Origin of the sequence: Sphingomonas sp., from assembly GCF_024508665.1 — a bacterium.
Taxonomy (GTDB): Bacteria; Pseudomonadota; Alphaproteobacteria; order Sphingomonadales; family Sphingomonadaceae; genus Sphingomonas.
Window position 1 is genome coordinate 222,228 of sequence record NZ_JANINP010000002.1, and the last position, 21,191, is coordinate 243,418.

Sequence of the window (21,191 nt, forward strand, 5' to 3'; positions counted from 1 at the left end):
ATCGCAATTGCGATCGGCCGGCGGGGGGTCGGTAATCATGCGTGGACAAGGACTGATAATTCTGGGCGTCGCGATCCTGATCGGATTGGCGGCGGTTTTCCTTGCCAATTCCTATCTTGGCCGGGTCGAACAGCAACAGACTACCAGCCCCCAGGGCACGGTAAAGGTCGCGGTGGCGAGCGTTCCGCTCGAATTCGGTGCGCCGATCACGCCCGACAAGGTGCGGCTGGTCGATTGGCCGGCGGGCTCGCTACCCGAAGGGACGTTCAGCTCGATCCCGCAGCTATTGCCGATGAACCATACGCGTGTCGCGCTCCGCCCGATGGCGGCGAACGAGCCGATCCTGCGTTCCAAGATTTCGGGGGAAGGCGGCCGCGCGGCGATTTCCGCGGTGCTCGATCCGACCAAGCGCGCGGTCGCCGTGCGCCTCAGCGACGTCGCCGGAGTGGGCGGGTTCGTGCTGCCGGGGGACGTGGTCGACGTCCTCGTCACGCGCACGCCGATGAACCCCAACGGCAACAGCCAGCAGATCACCGACGTCCTGCTGCAAAAGGTCCGCGTCATCGCGATCGACCAGGATGCCAGCGACAGCACCGACAAGCCGGCGATCGGCAAGACCGCCACGCTCGAAGTGGCGCAGGTCGATGCGCAGAAACTCGCGCTGGCGCAACAGGTCGGGCAATTGAGCCTGGCGCTGGTCAACCCCGCGTCGGAAACCAGCCCGACGGTCGAGACCGTCAGCACCGAGGATCTGCGCGACGGCGCCTATGTCGGCGGCTATTCGGACGGCGCGCCGCGCTTTCAGCCGCCGCCCCTTGTTTCCGCTCCACCCGCGGGGCCACGCGCCCCCGCCCGCAAGCCCGCGAACCCGGACCTCACGGTCATGATCGTCCGCGGCACCAAGGACAGCAGCTATGAGGTGGGTCGCTATGTCGCTCGCTGACATGAAAGCGCGCCTTCGCGTGCTCGCACTGGCGGCCGGAGCCGCCGCCATCGTCGTCCCGACGATGACCCAGGCGCAGGAAACGGTCAGGGCGGCGGACGCCAACCTGCGCGCCGGCCAGCTCGACGTCGCCGTCAACAAGAGCCAGGTGCTGACCGCCGACCGGCCGTTCGCCAAGGCGCTGATCGGCAATGCCGACGTCGCCGACGTCCTGCCGCTGACCAACCGCTCGCTCTATGTGCTGGGCAAGAAGATCGGCACGACCAGCCTGACGCTCTATGACAAGAACAACAATCTGATCTCGGTGATCGACGTCGCGGTCGGACCCGACGTCGTCTCGCTCCGCCGCCAGCTCAGCGAGCTGATGCCGAGCGAACGGATCGGCGTCCAGATGTCGGGCGATTCGGTCGTATTGACCGGCACCGTGTCTAGCGGCCCGGCGATCGACCGTGCCAAGCAGATCGCCGCCACTTACGCCGGCGAAAAGGTCGTCAACCTGCTGGCGGTCGGCGCATCGCAACAGGTGATGCTGGAAGTGCGGTTCTCCGAAATGAACCGTAACGTGGCGAAGAGCCTGGGGATCAACACCGCCTTCACCAACGGCAATGGCGCGAACACCTTCCAGGGCGGCATCGGCAATACCGCGCCGGGCACCGCGCTGCTGACCAACAAGAACGGTGTGCCGACGGTCAATTTGTCCGGCATTCTTGACACGTTCGGCGTCGTGTCCAAGGGAATTTCGCTCGGTAATCTCAACATCTTCACCGCGCTCGACGCGCTCGAGCGCAAGGGGCTGGTGACGACCCTGGCCGAGCCGACCCTGGTTGCCTTGTCGGGCGATTCCGCCTCGTTCCTGGCGGGCGGCGAATTCCCCGTGCCCGTATCGCAGGGCAGCAGCGGCGCCGGCCAGAACGGTGGCAACGCGATCACGGTGGAATACAAGCCGTTCGGGGTCAGCCTGGCGTTCACGCCGACCGTGCTCGACGACGGCGTGATCAACATGGTGGTCGCGCCCGAAGTCAGCTCGATCGATCCCTCGGCCTCGGTCACGATCAACGGGCTTACCATTCCCGGGCTGCAGACGCGGCGCGCCAAGACCACGCTGGAATTGCGCGACGGCCAGTCGTTCGCGATCGCCGGATTGTTGCGCAAGGATTTCCAGAGCACCGTGCGGCAATTCCCGGTGCTGGGCTCGATCCCGATCATCGGCGCCTTGTTCAGCTCGCGCGGATTCCAGCGCCAGGAAACCGAGTTGGTCATCATCGTCACGCCGCGGCTGGTGCGGCCGGTGCCGGCGGGCCAGATGCGGCTGCCGACCGATCGCGTACAGCAGCCGAGCGAACTCGACCTGTTCCTGATGGGGCGGACCGACAAGGCAGTCGGAACCAACCCGTTCGACCCGAACGAGCCGCCCAAGGATGGGCCGAAGCCGACTCCACCCGCCGGAGGCTTTTCCGGTCCCAATGGCTACGCGCCGCAAAGGTGACCGACATGCGCTTCATCCTTCCGATCACGATCGCGGGCATCGCGCTGCTGGCCGGCTGCACGCCGATCGACACGACGCTGGGCGATGCGGCGAAGACCGATTATTCGCTCCAGACCATCAATCCCGAGCCCAGGCCGGTGCCGGCCGAGGCCGCGGTGATGGAAGGCGGAGCGGGAACCCAGGCGGCGAACGCCGCCGAGCGCTATCGCAAGGGCACCGTCAAGCAGCCCCAGGCCCAGACGACGGGAAGCAGCAGCGGCGGAGGGTCCGGCGGCGGCGGCGGAGGCGGGGGGGGATCCCCCCCCAGTTCCAACTGACATGCGCCGCGCAACCCAAAAGCTCTGGAAGTCCGAGAGCGGATCGGTCGCGCCCATCGTCGCCATATCCTTGTTCGCGCTGATCGGCGCGGCGGGGATCGGATTCGATTATTCGCGCCTGGTTGGCATGCATACCGAGCTTCAGGACGCCGCCGACCATGCCGCGCTCGCCGCCGCCGCACAGCTTGACGGCAAGACAGGCGCGCAGACCCGCGCCAAGGCAGCGGCGAAGACCCTGATCACCAACCTGGCATTGTTCGCCAATGACGGCGGCAATCGGTCGGTGTCGGTATCCGACGCCAACATATTGTTCTACCAAGACAAAGCCAAGACAACGCTGTCGACCAGCGATGCCAATTCCTATTTCGTCCAGGTTACCGTCGACACCAAGCAGGCGCGGTACGCGCTGACCCCGGTGGTCGCCGCGTTCACATCGGGATCGATCAACGCGAAGGCGTTCGCCGGCGTGGCGTCGGGCATCTGCAAGGTGCCACCGGTGATGATCTGCAATCCGCAGGAAACATCGACGACCAAAACGTTCGACGCGACCGGCCTGATCGGCGCTGGACTCAATCTGGTGTCGGTCGGCAACGGCAATGGCGGCTGGTCGCCGGGCAATTTCGGCTATCTCAACACCCATTCCGGCAGCAATGGCGCGCAAGGGCTGCGCGAGGGCCTGGGCTGGTTGACCCCGGCGGGTGATTGCCTGCCGCAGACCGGGGTCGACACCAAGCCAGGCGCCAGCGTGTCGGTTACCGATGCGCTCAACACCCGCTTCGACATTTACGATTCCGGTCAGTCCTGCCCGTCCGGCGGAACGTGCCCGCCATCGGCCAACACCGTTAAAGACCTGGTCAAGAAGAACGGCAACGGCAACAATTCCTGCACGCTCGGCAATAACGGCTGGCAGGAAGCTTCCAATCCCTATCTGCCGACCAGCGCCACGACGCCGCTAACCTCGGCTCAAATGCCCAGTGCCATCGGTTATCCGCGCGACATGTGCCATGCCGTCAGCGCCAATGGCAGCTGCGCGAGCGGCCGGATCGGCGACGGGTTGTGGGATCGTAACGCCTATTTCTACGTCAATTATGGGTCGGGGTTCGACTGGCGAACTGCGATGACGACAGCTGGGTACAACCCCAATACCGTCACGCGATACCAGGTCTATACGTGGGAACTGACTAACGCGGCATCGCGTATCAACACGCCCCGCGCGGTCGGCGGGGGAACGACGGCTTATGGCGCACCGATCTGTTGGTCGGGTACGCCCTCCGGCGGGATCACTCCAGGCGGCAACAATGTCGACCGGCGGCGTATCTCCGCGGCGATCGTCAATTGCCAGCAGAACAGCGTCAACGGATCGTCGACCAACGTGCCGGTAGTCAAATGGGTCGAACTGTTCCTGGTCGAACCGTCGGCGAACCGGACGCGGACCAGCGCCGGCGACATCTATGTCGAGGTCATCGGCGAAACCAACAGCGGCAGTGCCGGCGGCACGGCGGGGCAAGTGGTACGCAAGGACGTACCCTATCTGATCGAATGATCGGGCGGCGCGTCTCGACCGCCTCGCGGGCGTTGGCCTGCCGCCGCGGCTCCGCGGCGGTCGAGATGGCGCTCGTCACGCCGATCTTCCTCGTGCTCGCTTGCGGCGCGGTCGACCTTGGCAATTACTTCCTGTCGGAACATGCCATGCTGAAGGGCGTACGCGACGGGGCGCGCTACGCGTCGCGCCGCTACCCGGTCAATTGCGCCGCGGTGACCAACGATACCAGCGCCATTGCCGTGGCAACGCAGAATTTGGTCCGCACCAACACCGTCGACGGGACCGGCAACGTTCGCCTCAACGGCTGGACCAGCAACTCAACCATCGTCGTGTCGGTCGCCTGCAACACCGACACCACCTATCGCGGCGGCATCTACACCGCGTCGACGGCGGGGGTGCCGGTGGTCTCGGTGACCGCGACATTGCCTTATCCTTCGCTATTCAAGGCGTTCGGCATCACCAAGACGACGATCAACCTCAACGCGACCGCGCAAGCGGCGGTGGTGGGCGCATGAAGGCGATTCGCGCGCTGCTGCGATCGACGCATGGCGGGACCGCCGCCGAGTTCGGCCTGCTGACGCCGCTGCTGCTGTCGTTCATGATCGGCACGGTCGATCTCGCCCGGTTCCTGTGGACCTGCAACCGCGCGGAAAAGGCGACCCAGATGGGCGTGCGCTACGCGGTCACCAACGACGTCGTGCCGGGGGGTCTGGCAACGTATGACTTCGCGGTAGCCGGCGGCATTCCGCAGGGCGACCCAATCCCGTTGAGCTCGTTCGGTGGCGCCGACTGCACATCGGCCAGCGGTACGGTGACCTGCACCTGCAAGACGGGCGCGACTTGCCCCACCCTTACCCCCATCAACACAGCCGCATTCAACGCCATCGTGACCCAGATGCAGCGATACTATCCCAGCCTGACCGCCGACAACGTCACGATCAGCTACGAATATTCGGGCTTGGGCTATGCGGGGGATCCCAACGGAATCCAAGTATCTCCGCTGATCACGGTTAAGCTCAAGACTTTGACATTCACGCCGATGCTTTTCCGCTTCTTCGGGAAAACCAGCGTCACCCTGCCGGCCTATGCCGCCTCGCTGACGCTGGAAGATGGCAAGACTGGTTAGATGGGAGTTGCGTTGTGGGAGCGGTAGACTTGTCCGAATTCGAACCGAATAGCTGGACCATCAGGCGGCCCGGCGCGGCGGTCGAATTGGTCCTGTCGCAGGAAGAAGTGCTGACCGCCGAGTTCGGGCCGAGCACGATCGGCGGCTGGTCGCTCGACACTACCAAATTGGGCGCGGAAGAGGATGTCCCGGAAGAAATCGCCAAGCGCGCCCGGGTGATCGTTATTGAGGTCTGCACCGACCGCCCGGCATCGCTTTCGCGGCTGCTGCGGCTGCATCACGACCATCCGTCGGTCGCGGTGATCGCTGCAGTGCGCAACGCCACGGTACCGACGATGCAGGCATTGCTCCGTGCCGGGATCAAAGACGTGATCGCGCTGCCGCTGGTCCGCGACGACCTCGAGACGATGCTCGACCGCATGCGCGAGGAGATTGAGCGCAGCGCCGCCCAGGAGACTCCGACCGGCAAGGTCGTATCGATCATCAAGAGCGTCGGCGGCGTCGGCGCGACCGCGCTCTTGACCCAGGCCGCCGCGCTTTATGCCCAGCGCGAGGCGGATCGCGGATTCAAGGCGTGCCTGTTCGATCTCGACCTTCAGGGCGGCAATGCCGCGACGCATCTCGGCATCAGCCCGGCCCTCACCGTCAGCGAGTTGCTGGAAGCCGGCAAGCGGCTCGACCCCGCCGTGCTGACCTCGGTGGCGGCCGAACATGCGTCGGGCTTGCGGGTCGTCGCCGCTCCCGGCGATCTGATGCCGACCGACACCGTCGGCGTCGATCAGATCTGCGACATCGTGCAGTTGGCGACCGCCGAATATCGTACCGTCTTCCTCGATCTGCCGAGCGACTGGACCAATTGGTCGCTGTCGCTGGTCGCGCAGTCGGACGTGGTGTTCCTGATCGTCGAACTGTCGATCGCCAGCCTGCGCCAGGCGCAGCGCCAACTCGCCTTGCTGGTCAAACTCGGCGTCGCCGCCGAGAAGATCCAGGTCGTGGTCAATCGCGTCGAGAAGAAGCTGTTCCAACAGATCAACCTGAAGGACGCATCGGAAACGATCGGCCGCCAGATCGGGCTCAGCGTCGCCAACGACTTCGCGCTGATGAACACCGCGCTCAATCGCGGGGTGATGATCGGCGACATCAAGTCCAAGAGCGCAGTGACCCGCGACCTCAACAAGCTGCTCGACGCGATCGACATGCTGCTCGAGCGCGGCTGATGAGCGCCTGGCAGATCAGACGGGCCGGCGAACACGCTGCCTCCGGGCAGCCTGCGGCCGGGCCCGACAAAGAGGACCAGTCGCAGGCCGAGGCAGATCGTCACACCGCGCTCAAGGTGGAATTGCACCAACGCCTGCTCGACCTGATCAACCTGTCCGCGCTCGACACCATGTCGCGCGAGCAGATCCAGGCCGAGATCGGCGAGATCGTCCACGAACAATTGTCGCTGCAGAAGCACGCGCTCAACCTGGCCGAGCGCAAGCGATTGGTCAGCGACGTGCTCGACGAACTGCTCGGACTCGGGCCGCTCGAGCCGTTGCTCAAGGACGAGAGCATCACCGACATCCTGGTCAACGGCTATGACTCGGTGTTCGTCGAGCGCCACGGCAAGCTCGAGCCGTCATCGATCCGCTTCAAGGATGAACGGCATCTGTTGCGGATCATCCAGAAGATCGTGGCCGCGGTCGGCCGCCGGGTCGACGAGGCATCGCCTTATGTCGACGCCCGGCTGGCCGACGGATCGCGCGTCAACGCGATCATTCCGCCGCTCGCGGTCGACGGGTCCCTGCTCTCGATCCGCAAATTCGCGCGGGTGCCGATCGACATGGATCGGCTGGTTTCCTACGGCAGCGTACCGCGCGCGGTCGCGCAAGTGCTCGAAGCGATCGTCGAGGCGCGACGCAACATCCTGATCTCGGGCGGCACCGGATCGGGCAAGACCACCCTGCTCAACGCGATGTCGGCCTATATCGACAATTCCGAACGCATCGTGACGATCGAGGATTCGGCCGAACTCCAGCTGCAACAGGCGCATATCGCACGCCTGGAAACGCGGCCGGCCAATATCGAGGGCAATGGCGAAGTCACCCAGCGCGACCTGCTCAAGAACGCGCTGCGCATGCGGCCGGATCGCATCATCGTCGGCGAAGTCCGCGCCGGCGAGGCGTTCGACATGCTGCAGGCGATGAATACCGGGCACGACGGGTCGATGACCACGGTCCACGCCAATACTCCGCGCGACGCCCTGTCGCGGCTCGAACAGATGATCGGCATGAGCGGGATCGACATCGCGCCGCGCTCGGCCCGCGCGCAGATCGCCTCGGCGATCAATGTCGTCATCCAGGTCGGCCGCCTGTCCGACGGCAAACGCCGCCTGATGAGCCTGTCCGAACTGATCGGCATGGAAGGCGAGGTCGTCACCATGCAGGAGATCTTCCGCTTCCGCATGACCGGCCGCGACGAGCATGGCGCGGTGCTCGGCCGGTTCGAAGCGAGCGGCATCCGCCCGCATTTCATGCAGGAGCTGGAGGATCGCGGGATCAAGCTGCCCGCGGATATCTTCAATCCCAGCGCGGCGCTCGCCTGATGTCGACCGACGTCATCCGGCTGCTCGTCCTGGCGCTCGTGTTCGCGGCCGTCGTGCTCGGTATCGAGGGCGGCATGCGCTGGTACCGCACCAATCGCGGCGGCGCGATGGCGGTCAACAAACGCCTGCGCCTGATCGCTAGCGGCTTCGACCGCCCCGAGGTTCTCGCGCGCCTGCGCCGCGAGACTTGGGGCGACGCGATCCACCTGCCGGGCTTCCTGGCCGGTCCGGGCAAGAAGCTCGACAGCACGCTGCGCGCCGCCGGCTTCGGGATGTCGCCGGGACGCACGTTCATGCTGATGCTGCTGATCGTCGCGGTGTTGTTCGTGCTGACGATGTTCGGCGCCGTCATCTTCGGCTTTCGGATCGGCCTGGGCACGGTGCTGATGACGGCCTGCTTCGCCGTCGCGGCGGGCATGGTGCTGCCGCTGATGGTGATTGCGCAGCGCGCCGAGCGGCGACGCAAGAAAATGGCCGATCAATTTCCCGTCGCGCTAGACATCTTCGTGCGCGGCTTGCGCGCCGGGCATCCGGTGGCCTCCGCGCTCGACCTCCTCACCCAGGAAATGACCGACCCGATCGGCAGCGAATTCGGCATCGTCACCGACGAAGTCGCTTACGGCGCGGATTTGCGCGACGCCCTGCAGAACATGGCCGATCGCTGCGATCTCGACGATCTGCGCATGTTCGTCGTCTCACTGTCGGTGCAGAACGAAACCGGCGGCAACCTCGCCGAAATCCTCGAAAACCTGTCGCAGGTCATCCGCGAGCGCGCCAGCATGGTGCTGATGGTGCGGGCGCTCAGTTCGGAAGGACGGATGACCGCGACGATCCTGACCGCGTTGCCGGTCCTGGCGTTCGTCGCCTTGTTCCTGCTCAATCCCCCCTTCTACCTGCAAGTGGCGGGCGACCGCGCTTTCTCGATCGGTTTCGGCTGCCTGATCGGCCTGTATCTGATCGGCTTCTTCATCATCCGCCGTCTCGTCAACATCAAGGTCTAGCGCGATGTGGGGAACCCTGATCCAGCAATTGCCGCGCTACGCGATCCTCGGCGGCCTGTTCGCGGTAGTCGTGATGATCGTGCTCGGCGTGTCGACCGTCATTACCGGGCGCGCCGCGTTGCGCCGCCGGCTCGCCGAAGCCGCCGCTGCGGGGCAGACCGGAGGGCATGTCCAGACGTTGCGCGACACGGGGCGCGGCGACGCCTGGAGCCGCATTGTCGGCGCGATCGAGAAGCGCGGGGTTTCGCTGCTCGACACCAACAATGCCACGCTGACCGCAAAACTGGCGGCGGCAGGCTATACCTCTCCCCAGGCACCGCGCGTGTTCACGCTGGTGCGCCTCGCGCTCACGCTCGGACTACCGTTGCTTCTGATCGCGGCGACGGTCTTTCGCGGTGAGGCGCCGTCGCTGTTCAAACTCTATCTGTTCGGTGCCGCCCTCGCGGTGCTCGGGCTCTATCTGCCCAATCTTTGGGTATCGGCGCACGCATCGCGACGCCAGGAACAGATCGTCAACGGCTTTCCCGACGCGCTCGACCTGATGCTGGTTTGCGTCGAAGCCGGGCTCGGAATGGAAGCGGCGTTCGACCGCGTCGGCCGCGAAATGGCGCGCTCGCATCCCCTGGTCGCCAATCTGCTCGCGACCACGGTGCTAGAACTGCGTGCCGGCCGCGGTCGAGAGGAGGCGTTGCGCCGGATGGGCGACCGCGCCGCGGTCGACCAGATCCGGTCGTTCACCACCTTGCTGATCCAATCGAACAAGCTCGGATCGAGCATTGGCCAGACGTTGCGTATCTATGCCGGCGAAATGCGCGAGCGCCGCAAGATGCTCGCGCAGGAAAAGGCGCATCGCCTGCCGGTGTTGCTGTCGATCCCGCTGGTCGCCTGCATGTTGCCGGTGATGATCGGCGTGCTGATGCTGCCGGCCGCGATCCGCGTCGTGCGCCAGCTTCTGCCGATGATGGGAGGATGACCGAATGAAGCGGACTCTCGCCTCGCGGGCCGCCCTGATCGGCCTGGCCGTCGCCGCCAGCGGATGCACGAGTTCGGCCAAGCGGACCGCGCTGCCCGAAGGAACGCGCTTCACTGCCGCGACGGACGCATCCTCGGTCGCCGCCGCGCGGCTGCTCGCCGACGGCAATTATGGGCTAGCGATCGAGATGTATCGCCGCATCCTGGTCGCGACCCCAGACGATGCGGCGGCGGTCGAAGGCCTCGCGCTCTGCTACGATCGATTGCGCCGATACGACCTGAGCGACGTTTATTTCCAGAATGCGCTCGCGCTGGCACCGCGTAACGAAGCCTTCTATCGCGCCTACGCCGCGTCGCTGACCGCGCAGGGCCGCAATGACGCCGCAGCTTTGCTCGACGTCGACATGCGCACCATGCTGGCCTCGGCGGGCGCCATGCCAGCCTCTCCCCCGCCATCGACCCAGCCGGTCATGGCACCGCCTCCGGCGGTCGCCCCAGCTTTGGCGGGCGCTGCCGCAGTGCCGGCCATGCCGACTCCCGTTACACCAACCGGGCCGCGCCTCGAACAGCTCGCGCCCGGTGTCGTTCATTTGACCCTGCCGCCAGCGCGTGGCGCCGGTAAAGCAGCGATCCTCGCCGGCTCGACGGTGACGGTGTCCGCAGCCTTGCCTGTGACGTCGCCAAAGCCGATGGCCACGGTGACGCCCGGCGCTCTCCGCAACACGATGGTGGTCAATGCCGCCGGACGCAAAGGCATTGCCGCACGCGTTCAATCCTATCTTGTGGGGCGTGGCTGGCGTCCGCTCGACCGCGGCGACAGCGGGATGCGCATCGCGGTCAGCCGCATCCTCTATCCGCCATCGGGCGAGGCGACCGCGCGGCGGCTGGCGCGCGCGGTACCGTTCCCGACCCGCCTATACGCCACCACTCAGGCAAACCGGATCCAATTGCTGGTCGGCGGCAACGCGTTGCGCTTCGCCGCCAAGCCTGCCGGGGGACGACGGTGACCTTCGGCGTTCGGCTGCTTCCGCTGGCGGCCCTATTCGCATTTGGCACAGCGTCGACGGCACCGCCGGATGATCTCGCATTGGTCGATGCCGCGATCCGGGGTGGACGGCTGGTCCAGGCGCAGACGATGCTCGAAATGTTGCCTGAGGCCACGTCGGGCACATTCGATGTCGCGGTGCTTCGTGCCCAGTTGATGCTGGCGCAAGGCAGGTATTCCGAGGCCGAAGCCGCCTTCGCCAAATTGGCGGCGACGCCCAGCGAGGATTGCCGCGTGGTCGCCGGACTGGGCAGTGCGGCTGCGGCCTTACAACACACTGAACTCGCGCTCGTGCGGTTGCGCGATGCGACGGCACGCTGCCCGGCCGACTGGCGCTTATGGGCCGATCTTGGCCACGCCTATGATTCCGGTGCGCGGTGGAACGACAGCAAGGTGGCGTATGAGCGCGCATCGGCGCTCGGCGCGCCGCGTGCATCCTTGCTCAACGACACGGCAGTCTCGTTGTTGATGCAGCACCGCTATTCCGAAGCCAAGGCATTGCTACAGCAGGCGCTGGCGGCGGATCCCGACGACCGGCGTGTCGCCAACAATCTCGACATCGCCGCCGCGTCGATAGGCGAGCCGCCGGTGCGCCGCCGCGGGGAGGATGCGGCGCGCTGGGCGGAGCGATTGTCCAACGCGGGTTACGCTGCCTCGCTCGCCGGCCGGACCGACGACGCCAGGGCATGGCTGACCCAGTCGGTCGCCGCGGCGCCGATCTATCCGGCCGCAACCGCCAATATCCTTTCGTCGCTGGGGCCCCAGAAATGATGTCGCTGCACAACGTCCTGTTGATCGCTTTGTATCTCGTGCTGGCGCTCGCTGCGCTGACCGACGTGTGGAAACTGCGCATCCCGAACATATTCCCGGCCGCGATCATCCTGCTGTTTCCGGTCTGGATGTACAGTTGCGGCTGGAACGCCCAATTGTGGCAGAACGCCGTGGTCTTCGTCGGCACGTTCCTGGGCGGCCTGTTCCTGTTCTCGCGCGGATGGCTCGGCGGCGGCGACGTTAAGTTGATGGCGGCGATCGCCTTATGGTTCGACTTCAAAGGCGCGTCGGCGCTCTATCTGTGGATGGGGATCGGCGGCGCGCTGCTCGCCATCGCCTTCATCGTCCTGCGCCGCATGCTGCCGGCGGGGATCGCGCAATCGACCAATGTCGCCAGCCTCAAGGCCGGAGGCCCCATTCCCTATGGTCTGGCCATCTCGGCCGGCGCGATGCTCGCGATCGTCGGGGGCAACATCAACCCGCAGCCCTTAGAGCGCGATAACGTGGGTTTGACCCACCGTGACGGAGCGGATTTTGGTGCAGGGCGAGGAACGAGGAGCGGAGCGATGCTGAAGGCATCGTGACCGACGAGAGACGCTGCCGTGCGCCAAAAGGCGCCCGCCGCTTTGCGGTTGCCCGGGCGCGTCCGCTGGTCTGCGTCGCGGCCCTTGCGCGTAGCGCCGCTACGCGCTGCACACCGCTCCTTGCCAGCGAACACGCCCGGGCAATCACGGCGGGTCAAACCCACGTCATCGCGCTCTAGCCTGGTATCTCGATCCGGCCAGCCTGACCGGCTCACATCGCTTCGGCGGCTAACATCATGATGAGCTGAGCGCGCGAGCTGATCCCCAGCTTGCCGTAGATATGGTGCAGATGGAGCTTGACCGTCCCTTCGGTCAGTCCGCAGCGCCGCGCGATCTCGCGATTCCGCAGGCCTTCGCCGACCAGCTTCACCAACTCCTCTTGGCGTCGCGTCAGTCCATATTGCGGCAGCACGGGTACCGATTGGCCGGCCATGCTGCGCTTCAAGACACGCTCGATGATGGTCGGGTCGATCCAGGTGTCGCCGCGTTTGACCGCCTCGATACAGGTGATCAGGTTGCTGGGGTCGTTGTGCTTGAGCACGATGCCGTTGATGCCGAGCTTGACCGCTTCCATCGTCTCGACCGGCTTCAGGCCGACGGTGAGAAAGATGATCGGGATCTGATTGCCCGCGCCGCGCAACGTTCGCAGGATGTGCAACCCACCGCCATCGGCCATGCTGACGTCGAGCACCAGCAAGTCGAAGCTATTGTGAGCGACGCGGTCGATCGCATCGACCGATGTCCGCGCCGTGTCCTGGACGACATGGCCATTGGTCTCGAGGAACTGACGCAGTCCCTCGAGAAAGATCGGATGATCGTCAACCAGCAACAGTTTCGACATGGACACCAGCCTTTAGTGGAATTCTGAGCGACAATAGCACGCCGCGCTCCATCGGATCGGTATAAGCCCGGCCGTTGAGCGCTTTCACCCGTTTGGTCAGCGAATGCGACAAAACGCCTTCGACATCGGCGCCATTGGCGGTCGTGTCGATGATCGTCGCGCCGTCGCTCCTGATCGCGATGAACACCGCCTCGTCGCGCAATGCCGCGGCCACCTTGACCACCGACGCATGCGCGTGCTGCACCGCGTTCGAGACGGCTTCCCGCACCAGGAATTCGACCTCGAGCGCGATGTCGGGAGAAACGGGCAGCACCGCAGGCTCGGCCTGGACCGAGCATTGGATACCCCATTGGCGCGACAGCAATTCGGCGCGCTGCGCCAGATGGCTGGCGAGGTCGATCCGCTCGCTGACCGGTTGAGCGCTGTCGTTGATCAGCTCGCGCAGACATGCCTGTTCGGCGGAGATGATCGACTCCAGACCCTTCAACCGCTCCTGCCGCTTGGCGATCGGCATGTCGGTTTCCTTCATGAGGACCGCGACCTGCATCCGGAGGCCTGCAAGCGTCTGCAACACGCTGTCGTGCATGTCGCGGCTGATCTCCAGCCGCGCGTTGGCGAAGGCATTTTCGCGCCACGCCTCGAACATCTGATAACGGTCGAGGGTGGCGCTGACGGCATGGCCTGCGCTGGCGACTTGGCCCAGCAAGACCTCCGATACGCGCGGCAGGCCGATCAGATAGACATAGCCCTCCATCGCATTCGCCGCGATCGGCATCGCGCCCACGATCGCTGCGCCCTCGATCGCCTCGTCCGGCAGGAATCCGGGTTCGACAGCGCGGACGACCGGATCGCCCGCGGCCTTGTTGTTTACCATCGCTTTTCCGGTCCGCGCCTCCCACAGATAGGCTTCGTCCCAACCGGTCGGCAGCAGCATGCGATCGGCAATTGCGGGCGGCGGCTCGATGCCGGACAGCGCGCCGTCCGCAAAACGATAGAAATGCCGGTCGTCCTCCTCCCCGCCCTGCCAGCAGATCAGGATCGTCGACACCTGGAACCTGCTCGCCAGCCGGGCTGCGATCTCCTCGATCGGCATCGATCGCGCGCGCATGCCCGTGGCCAGCAACTCGCCGTTCCAGCGGTCGCTCGATGTCGCGTCCGTCTGCCGCATCTTCACCACCAAGGCGGCGGCGGCGATGAACGTCAGCAACGAGAATTGCAGCATGCGCTGGCCGTCGCCGATACGGGGCAAGGCCGGCCAGAATGCAGCGGCCCGGTCATGGAGAAGAATGACGAGCGAGAAGATCAGATATTCGATCGCGACGCTGGCGATGCTCGCCCGAATCCGCTTGGCGACCAGCAGGAAGACGATGAACGGCAGATAGAGTATGGTGACGGTCGGGTAGAAGATCAGCACGCCGAGCCCGATCGCCTCATCGGCGACGGAACCTATGCGGCGCATCAACCATGTTGCCTTCCACGACACCAATCTCACGACCAGCGCCGCGACAGCGATCAGCAGATAGGCAATGAAGCACCACCGGACGGCCCGATCGAGCGCCGCGATCGGGAACGGGATAGCCAGGACGATGCCCAACGCGATCGTCGCGAGCAGCAGGCGACCGGCAGCGACAACGTCATGTGCCGCCGAATAACCGAGATCACGCCTCAGCGCCTCCCTGAGGCCGTTTGCAAACTCGCCCGTCAATATCTCCCCCCAAAGGCGATATTACACCATCGACACGGCAATGTCAGATGATCTCGTACCGCCTATTGTCCCAAGAAGAGCACTGCCAGCCGCGAACACGGACCTTGCTCAGGGACGGGACCGCTTCCGTTTCTCGCCACCGCCAGTCAATCCCGCAATCCTACGTACCAAACTCCAAGCCGTAACGTAGCCCGTGCAAGTTACGGCGCCGAACACGGTCGACAGGCTGGCGACGAGTGCCGCTTGGTTGCGAGCACGACCGCGACCAGTCCGATTGCAGACGTCGCCGCTCCCGCCAGCGCGACGGCCGGATAACCCCATCCGGCAGCGATCACCCCTCCCCCCAAGGCGGCGCCAGAGGCATTGCCGAGATTGAAGGCGCCGATATTGACCGAGGAGGCGAGATTCGGCGCATCCGCAGCCGCCGTCATCACGCGCACCTGCAGCGGCGGCACCAGGGCGAAACTCGCCACGCCCCAGGCGAAGACCAGGATCGCGGTCGGGACGGGATGGGACATCGTCAAGGCAAAGGCGATCAGGATCGCCGACAGCGATGCCAGGGTGACGATCAGCGTGCGATCGGCAGAGCGATCCGCAAACTTGCCGCCGGCCCAGTTACCCACGGTCAGTCCCAGGCCGTAGGTGACCAGCATCGCGGTGATGAAGCCGAGCGAGGCGTGGGTCGCCTCCCGCAGGATCGGGGCGATATAGGTGAAGACGGTGAACATGGCGCTCGATCCGATCACGGTGAGCGCAAGCGCTCCCAGCACTTTGCCGCGCATCAGGACACGTAATTCGGCGAGCGCGTCGCCGTCCCGCGGGGCCGGGAGCACGGGCAAGGTCAGCCGCAGCGAGACGATCGTGATCACGCCCAATGCCGCGATACCCCAGAACGAGGCGCGCCAGCCGAGATGCTCGCCCGCCCAGGTCGCGAGCGGCACCCCGACGACATTGGCCACGGTCAGTCCCATGAACATCGCAGCCACCGCGCTTGCCCTTCGCTGCGGCGGCACCAGGCCGGCCGCGACGATCGACCCGACGCCGAAAAAGGCGCCATGGTTGAGCGAGGTCAGGATCCGCGCCGCCAGCAGCAGCGCATAGCTGTGCGAGATCGCCGCCAGCACATTGCCCAGGGTGAAGATACCGGCGAGCCCGATCAACAGCGTCCGACGCGGCACGCGGCCGGTAGTCAGCGTCATCAGCGGCGCGCCGATCATTACGCCCAGCGCGTAACCACTGATCAGCAGGCCAGCGGCTGGGATGGAGACGCCGAGATCCTTCGCGATCACGGGGAGCAAACCCATCGGCGCGAACTCGGTCACGCCGATGCCGAACGCACCGACCGACAAGGCCATGAGGCCGGGATTGAATTTCATTGCCGCCTCCCCTCAAACCAGCGGCGGATTGAGGCGGGCAAAGCCCTCCTGCTGGCGGTACGGGGTGTGCGGATAAGGCGGCAGAACGTCGCTCGCCGCGTCGAGCGCCGCGACCTGTTCGGGCGTAAGGGACCAGCCGACGGCGCCAAGATTGTCGCGCAATTGCTCTTCGTTGCGCGCGCCGATGATCACCGATGAGACGGTCGGACGCTGCAACAGCCAATTGATCGCGACCTGGGGCACGGTCTTGCCCGTCTCCGCCGCCACCGTCTCGAGCGCGTCGACGACACGATAGAGTTGCTCGGTTTCGACAGGTGGCGCGAATTGCGCGGTTTCGTGCAGCCGGCTTCCCGCCGGCACGGGACGATCCCGCCCGATCTTCCCGGTCAGCCGCCCCCATCCGAGCGGGCTCCAGACCAAAGCGCCAAGTCCCTGGTCGGCGGCGAGCGGCATCAACTCGGCTTCGTAAGCGCGGCCGATCAGCGAATAATAGACCTGGTGCGCGACGAGACGCGGCCATCCGTGGCGATCGGCGATCGCTTGCGCCTTCATGATCTGCCAGCCGGGATAGTTGGACACGCCGGCATAGCGGATCTTGCCCGCGGCGATGAGCTGGTCGAGCGTACCCATGACTTCCTCGGCGGGTGTCGAGGCGTCGAAGGCATGTAGCTGGAGCAGGTCGATATAGTCGGTGCCCAGGCGCCGCAGCGCATCCTCGACCGCGCGGATCAGCCGGGCGCGCGATGCGCCCCAGTCCTGCGGCCCTTCTCCCATCGGCAGGCCGGTTTTGGTCGAGATCAGCACGCTATCGCGGCGATCGCGGATCGCCGCGCCCAGAATCTCTTCGGACGCACCGTTGGAATAGACGTCCGCCGTGTCGAACAAAGTGACGCCCGCCTCCAGGCACAGGTCCACCAACCGCCGTGCCTCGGCGACGTCGCTCGTTCCCCATGCGCTGAACAGCGGTCCCTGGCCGCCGAATGTCCCGGTGCCGAAGCTCAGCGCCGGCACGCGCAAACCCGACGATCCCAATTGACGATATTCCATGGCGCTCATCCTTTATTCGTTCCGCGCATAGATGGACGGCGGATAGGCGCCCGTGTACCCGCCGTAGACGCGAAGGATTATTGCGATGGACGCAAAGATGGCGAGCGGAACCGATCGGGCGCGGGAAATGGCGCTATTCGTGGCGGTGATCGACACTGGCAGTTTCTCGGCGGCGGGCCGCCTTCTCGATCTGAGCCCATCGGCGGTCGCGCGCGCGATCGACCGGATCGAGGCGCGGCTCGGCGTGCGCCTGCTGCTGCGCTCGACCCGCACGCTGGCGCTGACCGCGGAGGGCCAATCCTATCTCCAGGCCGCGCGGCGCATCCTCGCCGATCTCGACGATGCCGAGCAGCAAATCGCCGATCAGGGCGCACCGCGCGGCCGGCTCAGCGTCAGCGCCGCGCTCGCCCATGGGCGGCTCTGCGTGGTCCCGCTATTGGGCAAGTTCGCGGCATCCTATCCGCATATTCTCGTCGACATCGCACTGACCGACACGTTGGTCGACGTCGCCGCGGGACAGGCCGACGTCGCGATACGGTTCGGCCCGCTGCCCGACAGCACGCTGACCGCTCGCAAGCTCGGCGAGACGCGCCGGGTGATCGTGGCGTCCCCGGAATATCTCGCGAAACATGGCAGGCCGCGCGAGCCCGAAGACCTGCACCGGCATAATTGCCTCAACTTCAACTTCCGGCGGACCGAGCCGATCTGGCCGTTCCGCCGCGACGGCACCGACTTCTCGCTGTGCGTCAAGGGCAACATCGAGGCCAATAATGGCGAGACGCTGGGCCAGCTCGCCGCGATCGGCATCGGCATAGCGCGCGTTGGCGCCTTCAGCGTGACACAGGAGATCGCCAGCGGTGCGCTGGTTCCGATCCTGGAGGAATTCAATCCCGGCGATGTCGAGCAGATCCATGCGGTGTTCGTGGGCGGCGCCAGCACGCCTGCGCGAATTCGGGTCTTTGTCGACTTTCTCGCCGAACATTTGCGGTGAGGTCGAGCCTCTCGACGACGAGCCGCCCCTTCTTCGGAACCACGCAGCCGGTTTCGAGCTTTTAGCCCGGTCCCAAGGAGTAGATCATGATCATTCAGCGTCCGGTCCACGCGCCATCGACGTGCTGCCAAGCCCAGCCATTGCACGGGGATGCTGGAAAGGCGTGACGGCGTGACGACGACCCGGAAAGCGCCCTGGTGGGAAAGCGGCGTCATCTACCAGGTTTACCCGCGTTCGTTCCAGGACAGCAATGGCGACGGGGTCGGCGATCTGCGCGGGATCGAGCAGCGGCTCGATTATATCGCGGCGCTCGGCGTCGACGCGATCTGGCTGTCGCCTATTTTCCCGTCGCCGATGGTGGATTTCGGCTATGACGTCGCCGATTATTGCGGCGTCGATCCGTTGTTCGGAACGCTCGACGATTTCGACCGGCTGCTGAAAGCGGTCCATGCGCACGGACTTCGGCTGTTGCTCGATTTCGTCCCCAACCATAGCTCTGACCAGCATCCCTGGTTCCTCGAGAGCCGGCGGTCGCGCGACAATCCCAAGCGAGACTGGTATATCTGGCGCGATCCGGCGCCGGGCGGCGGGCCGCCGAACAACTGGATCAGCGACATGGGCGGCTCGGCTTGGCAATGGGACGAGGCGACCGGGCAATATTATCTGCACGCTTTCCTGAAGGAGCAGCCCGACCTAAATTGGCGCAACCCGGCCGTGCGCGCGGCGATGACCGACGTCCTGCGCTTCTGGTTCGAGCGCGGCGTCGACGGATTCCGGATCGACGTATTGTGGCACATGATCAAGGCGGAGGGTCTTCCCGATAATCCGCTCAATCCGCATTATCGCGCCGAACTGGGCGAAAAGCTCAAATTGCTGCAGATCCATTCGACCAACCAGCCCGAAGTCCACGATATCGCGGCGGCGTTCCGCGCGCTGGCGGACAGTTATGGCGACCGGCTGCTGGTCGGCGAGATCTGCCTCCCGGTCGAGACGCTGATGCATTATTACGGCCGGGAAGCGCCGGGCGTGCACCTGCCGTTCAATTTCCAGTTGCTCGATGCGCCATGGCACGCCCAGTCGCTCGCCGCGATGATCATCGCCTACGAGGCTGCCCTACCCGCAGGGGCTTGGCCGAACTGGGTGATCGGCAGCCACGACGCTCCGCGCATCGCGGCGCGGCTGGGCGAGCCGCAGGCGCGCGTCGCGGCCATGCTGTTGTTGACCTTGCGCGGCACGCCGACCCTATACCAAGGCGACGAACTCGGGATTGGCAAGGTGGAGATTCCGCCGGACCGCATCCGCGATCCCCAGGACCTGAGGCAACCGGGCATGGGCCTGGGACGCGATCGCTCGCGAACGCCGATGCCGTGGGACGGGTCGGCCAATGCCGGGTTCAGCACCGCCGAGCCATGGCTGCCACTCAACCCGGATTGGCAGCAGCGCAACGTCCAGGCCGAGCAGCACGATAGTGGATCGATACTGTCGCTGTATCGCGAGTTGCTGCGCTGCAGGCGGGCGTCATCGGCGCTGGCACTCGGCGCGTTCGAACTGGTCGCGGCGGACGGCGATCTGCTGGTCTATGACCGGTTCGACGATCGCGAGCGGGTGCGGGTGGCATTGAACCTGGCCGGCAACGCGATCAAATTGCCGTTCGACTTCGACCCTGCGGCGAAATTGCTGGTCGGCACGCACCCGCGCGAGAGCATGGGCGACATGCTGCGCCCGAACGAAGGTATGGCCTTCCGCCTGAGCGGGCCGGCGGCAGCATGAAGATCGCGATGCTCGCCCCGATTGCCTGGCGCACCCCGCCGCGCCATTATGGGCCCTGGGAACTGGTGACCAGCCTGTTGACCGAGGCGCTGGTCGCCAGGGGCATCGACGTGACCTTGTTCGCGACACTCGACAGCGTCACCTCCGCCAAACTCGATGGCGTGGTCCCGGCGCCCTATTCGGAAGACCCGGCGATCGATGCCAAGGTCTGGGAATATCGCCACCTTTCCCATCTGTTCGCGCAAGCCGATCGCTTCGACCTGATCCACAACCAGGCAGATTTTCCGGCCCATGCCTTCGCACCGTTGGTACGGACGCCGATGGTGACGACGATCCACGGCTTTTCGTCCGAACGGATCCTGCCGATGTACCAGCCGTTCCAGGATCGTGTGCATTACGTCGCGATCAGCGAAGCAGACCGGCACCCGTCGTTGCGCTACGCGACGACCATCCATCACGGCATCGCGATCGACGAATTTCCGTTCGATCCAGACGGCGGCGACGGCCTGTTGTTCTTCGGCCGCATCCATCCCGACAAAGGCGCCAAGGAAGCGATCGACGCCGCCCGCCGCAGCGGCCTTCCGCTCGACATGTACGGCATCGTCCAGGACCAGGGCTATTTCGACGCCTTGGTCGCACCCGAGCTCGACGACAATATCCGGTACCACGGCCCGGTCGGCGGCACCGATCGAGCGCGCGCGCTGGGCAAGGCGCGCGCACTGCTCCACCTGATCAATTTCGACGAGCCGTTCGGGCTGTCGGTGGCCGAGGCGATGGCGTGCGGCACGCCGGTCATCGCTACACGCCGCGGCTCGATGACGGAACTGATCGAGCATGGCCGGACCGGCTTTCTGGTCGACGATGTGGAAGCGGCGGTGCGCGCGATCGACCGTATCGGTGAACTGGATCGCGCTGCGGTGCGGCGGCACGCGATCGAGCGCTTTTCGGTCGAGCGCATGGCCGACGATTACATCGCACTCTACCGGTCGGTACTGCGGGCGGAGCGTGACCAGCGGCCCTTGTCCCCGGCATTCCGAACCGCTTGAATCGCATGATCGCGACGGCACGCTTGTCAGCCTCCGACAAGCC

At 65.5% G+C, this 21,191-nt stretch carries 20 protein-coding genes; 16 read left to right on the top strand and 4 right to left on the bottom strand.

The features are described from left to right. Positions 1-37 precede the first annotated feature (37 nt). From cpaB to Q0L25_RS03940, 13 genes are read left to right on the top strand one after another with little or no spacing between them, the layout of a single operon-like run. Positions 38-943, top strand: a complete 906-nt coding sequence (gene cpaB / locus Q0L25_RS03880; RefSeq protein WP_296611736.1) for a Flp pilus assembly protein CpaB — start codon at positions 38-40, stop codon at positions 941-943. Then, a complete protein-coding gene (locus Q0L25_RS03885) occupies positions 915-2,429 on the top strand; it encodes a type II and III secretion system protein family protein (protein WP_296611738.1) in 1,515 nt (504 codons plus the stop codon). The genes cpaB and Q0L25_RS03885 overlap by 29 nt, the downstream gene beginning before the upstream one ends. A 5-nt stretch (positions 2,430-2,434) precedes the next feature. After that, the gene (locus Q0L25_RS03890) at positions 2,435-2,746 is read left to right on the top strand and encodes a hypothetical protein (RefSeq protein WP_296611740.1); all 312 of its coding nucleotides are present in this window, start codon (positions 2,435-2,437) and stop codon (positions 2,744-2,746) included. Between the two features lies 1 nt (position 2,747). Beyond that, positions 2,748-4,289 carry a pilus assembly protein TadG-related protein gene (locus Q0L25_RS03895; protein WP_296611742.1) on the top strand — a complete coding sequence of 514 codons (1,542 nt, stop codon included), beginning with the start codon at positions 2,748-2,750 and terminating at the stop codon, positions 4,287-4,289. Then, positions 4,286-4,804, top strand: a complete 519-nt coding sequence (locus Q0L25_RS03900) for a TadE/TadG family type IV pilus assembly protein (protein WP_296611744.1) — start codon at positions 4,286-4,288, stop codon at positions 4,802-4,804. The genes Q0L25_RS03895 and Q0L25_RS03900 overlap by 4 nt, the downstream gene beginning before the upstream one ends. Continuing rightward, positions 4,801-5,415: a TadE/TadG family type IV pilus assembly protein gene (locus Q0L25_RS03905; protein ID WP_296611745.1), complete on the top strand. Its 615-nt coding sequence runs from the start codon at positions 4,801-4,803 to the stop codon at positions 5,413-5,415. Before Q0L25_RS03900 ends, Q0L25_RS03905 begins: the two co-directional genes overlap by 4 nt. 29 nt (positions 5,416-5,444) lie before the next feature. After that, positions 5,445-6,632: a pilus assembly protein CpaE gene (locus tag Q0L25_RS03910; RefSeq protein ID WP_296611747.1), complete on the top strand. Its 1,188-nt coding sequence runs from the start codon at positions 5,445-5,447 to the stop codon at positions 6,630-6,632. Then, a complete protein-coding gene (locus Q0L25_RS03915; RefSeq protein WP_296611749.1) occupies positions 6,632-7,999 on the top strand; it encodes a CpaF family protein in 1,368 nt (455 codons plus the stop codon). The genes Q0L25_RS03910 and Q0L25_RS03915 overlap by 1 nt, the downstream gene beginning before the upstream one ends. Then, positions 7,999-9,000 (top strand): type II secretion system F family protein, encoded by a 1,002-nt coding sequence (locus Q0L25_RS03920; protein WP_296611750.1) that lies wholly within the window; start codon positions 7,999-8,001, stop codon positions 8,998-9,000. Before Q0L25_RS03915 ends, Q0L25_RS03920 begins: the two co-directional genes overlap by 1 nt. A 4-nt stretch (positions 9,001-9,004) precedes the next feature. Continuing rightward, a complete protein-coding gene (locus tag Q0L25_RS03925; protein WP_296611752.1) occupies positions 9,005-9,973 on the top strand; it encodes a type II secretion system F family protein in 969 nt (322 codons plus the stop codon). Positions 9,974-9,977: 4 nt separating this feature from the next. Beyond that, positions 9,978-10,979 carry a LytR C-terminal domain-containing protein gene (locus Q0L25_RS03930; RefSeq protein WP_296611754.1) on the top strand — a complete coding sequence of 334 codons (1,002 nt, stop codon included), beginning with the start codon at positions 9,978-9,980 and terminating at the stop codon, positions 10,977-10,979. Next, positions 10,976-11,788, top strand: coding sequence for a hypothetical protein (locus Q0L25_RS03935; protein ID WP_296611755.1), 813 nt, complete (start codon positions 10,976-10,978; stop codon positions 11,786-11,788). Before Q0L25_RS03930 ends, Q0L25_RS03935 begins: the two co-directional genes overlap by 4 nt. Further along, the gene (locus Q0L25_RS03940) at positions 11,785-12,372 is read left to right on the top strand and encodes a prepilin peptidase (protein WP_296611757.1); all 588 of its coding nucleotides are present in this window, start codon (positions 11,785-11,787) and stop codon (positions 12,370-12,372) included. The genes Q0L25_RS03935 and Q0L25_RS03940 overlap by 4 nt, the downstream gene beginning before the upstream one ends. A gap of 211 nt (positions 12,373-12,583) precedes the next feature. Here Q0L25_RS03940 and Q0L25_RS03945 read toward each other — a convergent pair whose 3' ends face one another. The 4 genes from Q0L25_RS03945 to Q0L25_RS03960 form a co-directional block, all read right to left on the bottom strand. Beyond that, complete coding sequence (locus tag Q0L25_RS03945; protein WP_296611759.1) at positions 12,584-13,213, bottom strand: response regulator transcription factor; 630 nt, start codon at positions 13,211-13,213, stop codon at positions 12,584-12,586. Then, complete coding sequence (locus tag Q0L25_RS03950; protein ID WP_296611761.1) at positions 13,191-14,918, bottom strand: histidine kinase; 1,728 nt, start codon at positions 14,916-14,918, stop codon at positions 13,191-13,193. Before Q0L25_RS03950 ends, Q0L25_RS03945 begins: the two co-directional genes overlap by 23 nt. 200 nt (positions 14,919-15,118) lie before the next feature. Further along, positions 15,119-16,294, bottom strand: a complete 1,176-nt coding sequence (locus tag Q0L25_RS03955; protein WP_296611763.1) for an MFS transporter — start codon at positions 16,292-16,294, stop codon at positions 15,119-15,121. Positions 16,295-16,306: 12 nt separating this feature from the next. Next, positions 16,307-17,341: an aldo/keto reductase gene (locus tag Q0L25_RS03960; protein ID WP_296611764.1), complete on the bottom strand. Its 1,035-nt coding sequence runs from the start codon at positions 17,339-17,341 to the stop codon at positions 16,307-16,309. 85 nt (positions 17,342-17,426) lie between these two features. Here Q0L25_RS03960 and Q0L25_RS03965 point away from each other — a divergent pair, with 85 nt between their 5' ends. The 3 genes from Q0L25_RS03965 (at position 17,427) to Q0L25_RS03975 (ending at position 21,148) form a co-directional block, all read left to right on the top strand. After that, positions 17,427-18,332 carry a LysR family transcriptional regulator gene (locus Q0L25_RS03965; protein ID WP_296611766.1) on the top strand — a complete coding sequence of 302 codons (906 nt, stop codon included), beginning with the start codon at positions 17,427-17,429 and terminating at the stop codon, positions 18,330-18,332. Between the two features lie 171 nt (positions 18,333-18,503). Beyond that, a complete protein-coding gene (locus Q0L25_RS03970) occupies positions 18,504-20,102 on the top strand; it encodes an alpha-amylase family glycosyl hydrolase (protein WP_296611768.1) in 1,599 nt (532 codons plus the stop codon). After that, entirely contained in the window at positions 20,099-21,148 is a 1,050-nt protein-coding gene (locus Q0L25_RS03975) for a glycosyltransferase family 4 protein (RefSeq protein WP_296611770.1), read from the top strand. The genes Q0L25_RS03970 and Q0L25_RS03975 overlap by 4 nt, the downstream gene beginning before the upstream one ends. Positions 21,149-21,191 lie beyond the last annotated feature (43 nt).

Excerpts from the sequence above, each read along its gene's own strand:
- Q0L25_RS03925 (WP_296611752.1), top strand. The coding sequence starts at position 9,005 with ATGTGGGGAACCCTGATCCAGCAATTGCCGCGCTACGCGATCCTCGGC.
- cpaB (WP_296611736.1), top strand. The coding sequence starts at position 38 with ATGCGTGGACAAGGACTGATAATTCTGGGCGTCGCGATCCTGATCGGA.
- Q0L25_RS03895 (WP_296611742.1), top strand. The coding sequence starts at position 2,748 with ATGCGCCGCGCAACCCAAAAGCTCTGGAAGTCCGAGAGCGGATCGGTC.
- Q0L25_RS03885 (WP_296611738.1), top strand. The coding sequence starts at position 915 with ATGAGGTGGGTCGCTATGTCGCTCGCTGACATGAAAGCGCGCCTTCGC.
- Q0L25_RS03920 (WP_296611750.1), top strand. The coding sequence starts at position 7,999 with ATGTCGACCGACGTCATCCGGCTGCTCGTCCTGGCGCTCGTGTTCGCG.
- Q0L25_RS03905 (WP_296611745.1), top strand. The coding sequence starts at position 4,801 with ATGAAGGCGATTCGCGCGCTGCTGCGATCGACGCATGGCGGGACCGCC.
- Q0L25_RS03945 (WP_296611759.1), bottom strand. The coding sequence starts at position 13,213 with ATGTCGAAACTGTTGCTGGTTGACGATCATCCGATCTTTCTCGAGGGA.
- Q0L25_RS03955 (WP_296611763.1), bottom strand. The coding sequence starts at position 16,294 with ATGAAATTCAATCCCGGCCTCATGGCCTTGTCGGTCGGTGCGTTCGGC.
- Q0L25_RS03975 (WP_296611770.1), top strand. The coding sequence starts at position 20,099 with ATGAAGATCGCGATGCTCGCCCCGATTGCCTGGCGCACCCCGCCGCGC.
- Q0L25_RS03965 (WP_296611766.1), top strand. The coding sequence starts at position 17,427 with ATGGACGCAAAGATGGCGAGCGGAACCGATCGGGCGCGGGAAATGGCG.
- Q0L25_RS03890 (WP_296611740.1), top strand. The coding sequence starts at position 2,435 with ATGCGCTTCATCCTTCCGATCACGATCGCGGGCATCGCGCTGCTGGCC.
- Q0L25_RS03940 (WP_296611757.1), top strand. The coding sequence starts at position 11,785 with ATGATGTCGCTGCACAACGTCCTGTTGATCGCTTTGTATCTCGTGCTG.
- Q0L25_RS03960 (WP_296611764.1), bottom strand. The coding sequence starts at position 17,341 with ATGGAATATCGTCAATTGGGATCGTCGGGTTTGCGCGTGCCGGCGCTG.
- Q0L25_RS03915 (WP_296611749.1), top strand. The coding sequence starts at position 6,632 with ATGAGCGCCTGGCAGATCAGACGGGCCGGCGAACACGCTGCCTCCGGG.
- Q0L25_RS03930 (WP_296611754.1), top strand. The coding sequence starts at position 9,978 with ATGAAGCGGACTCTCGCCTCGCGGGCCGCCCTGATCGGCCTGGCCGTC.
- Q0L25_RS03900 (WP_296611744.1), top strand. The coding sequence starts at position 4,286 with ATGATCGGGCGGCGCGTCTCGACCGCCTCGCGGGCGTTGGCCTGCCGC.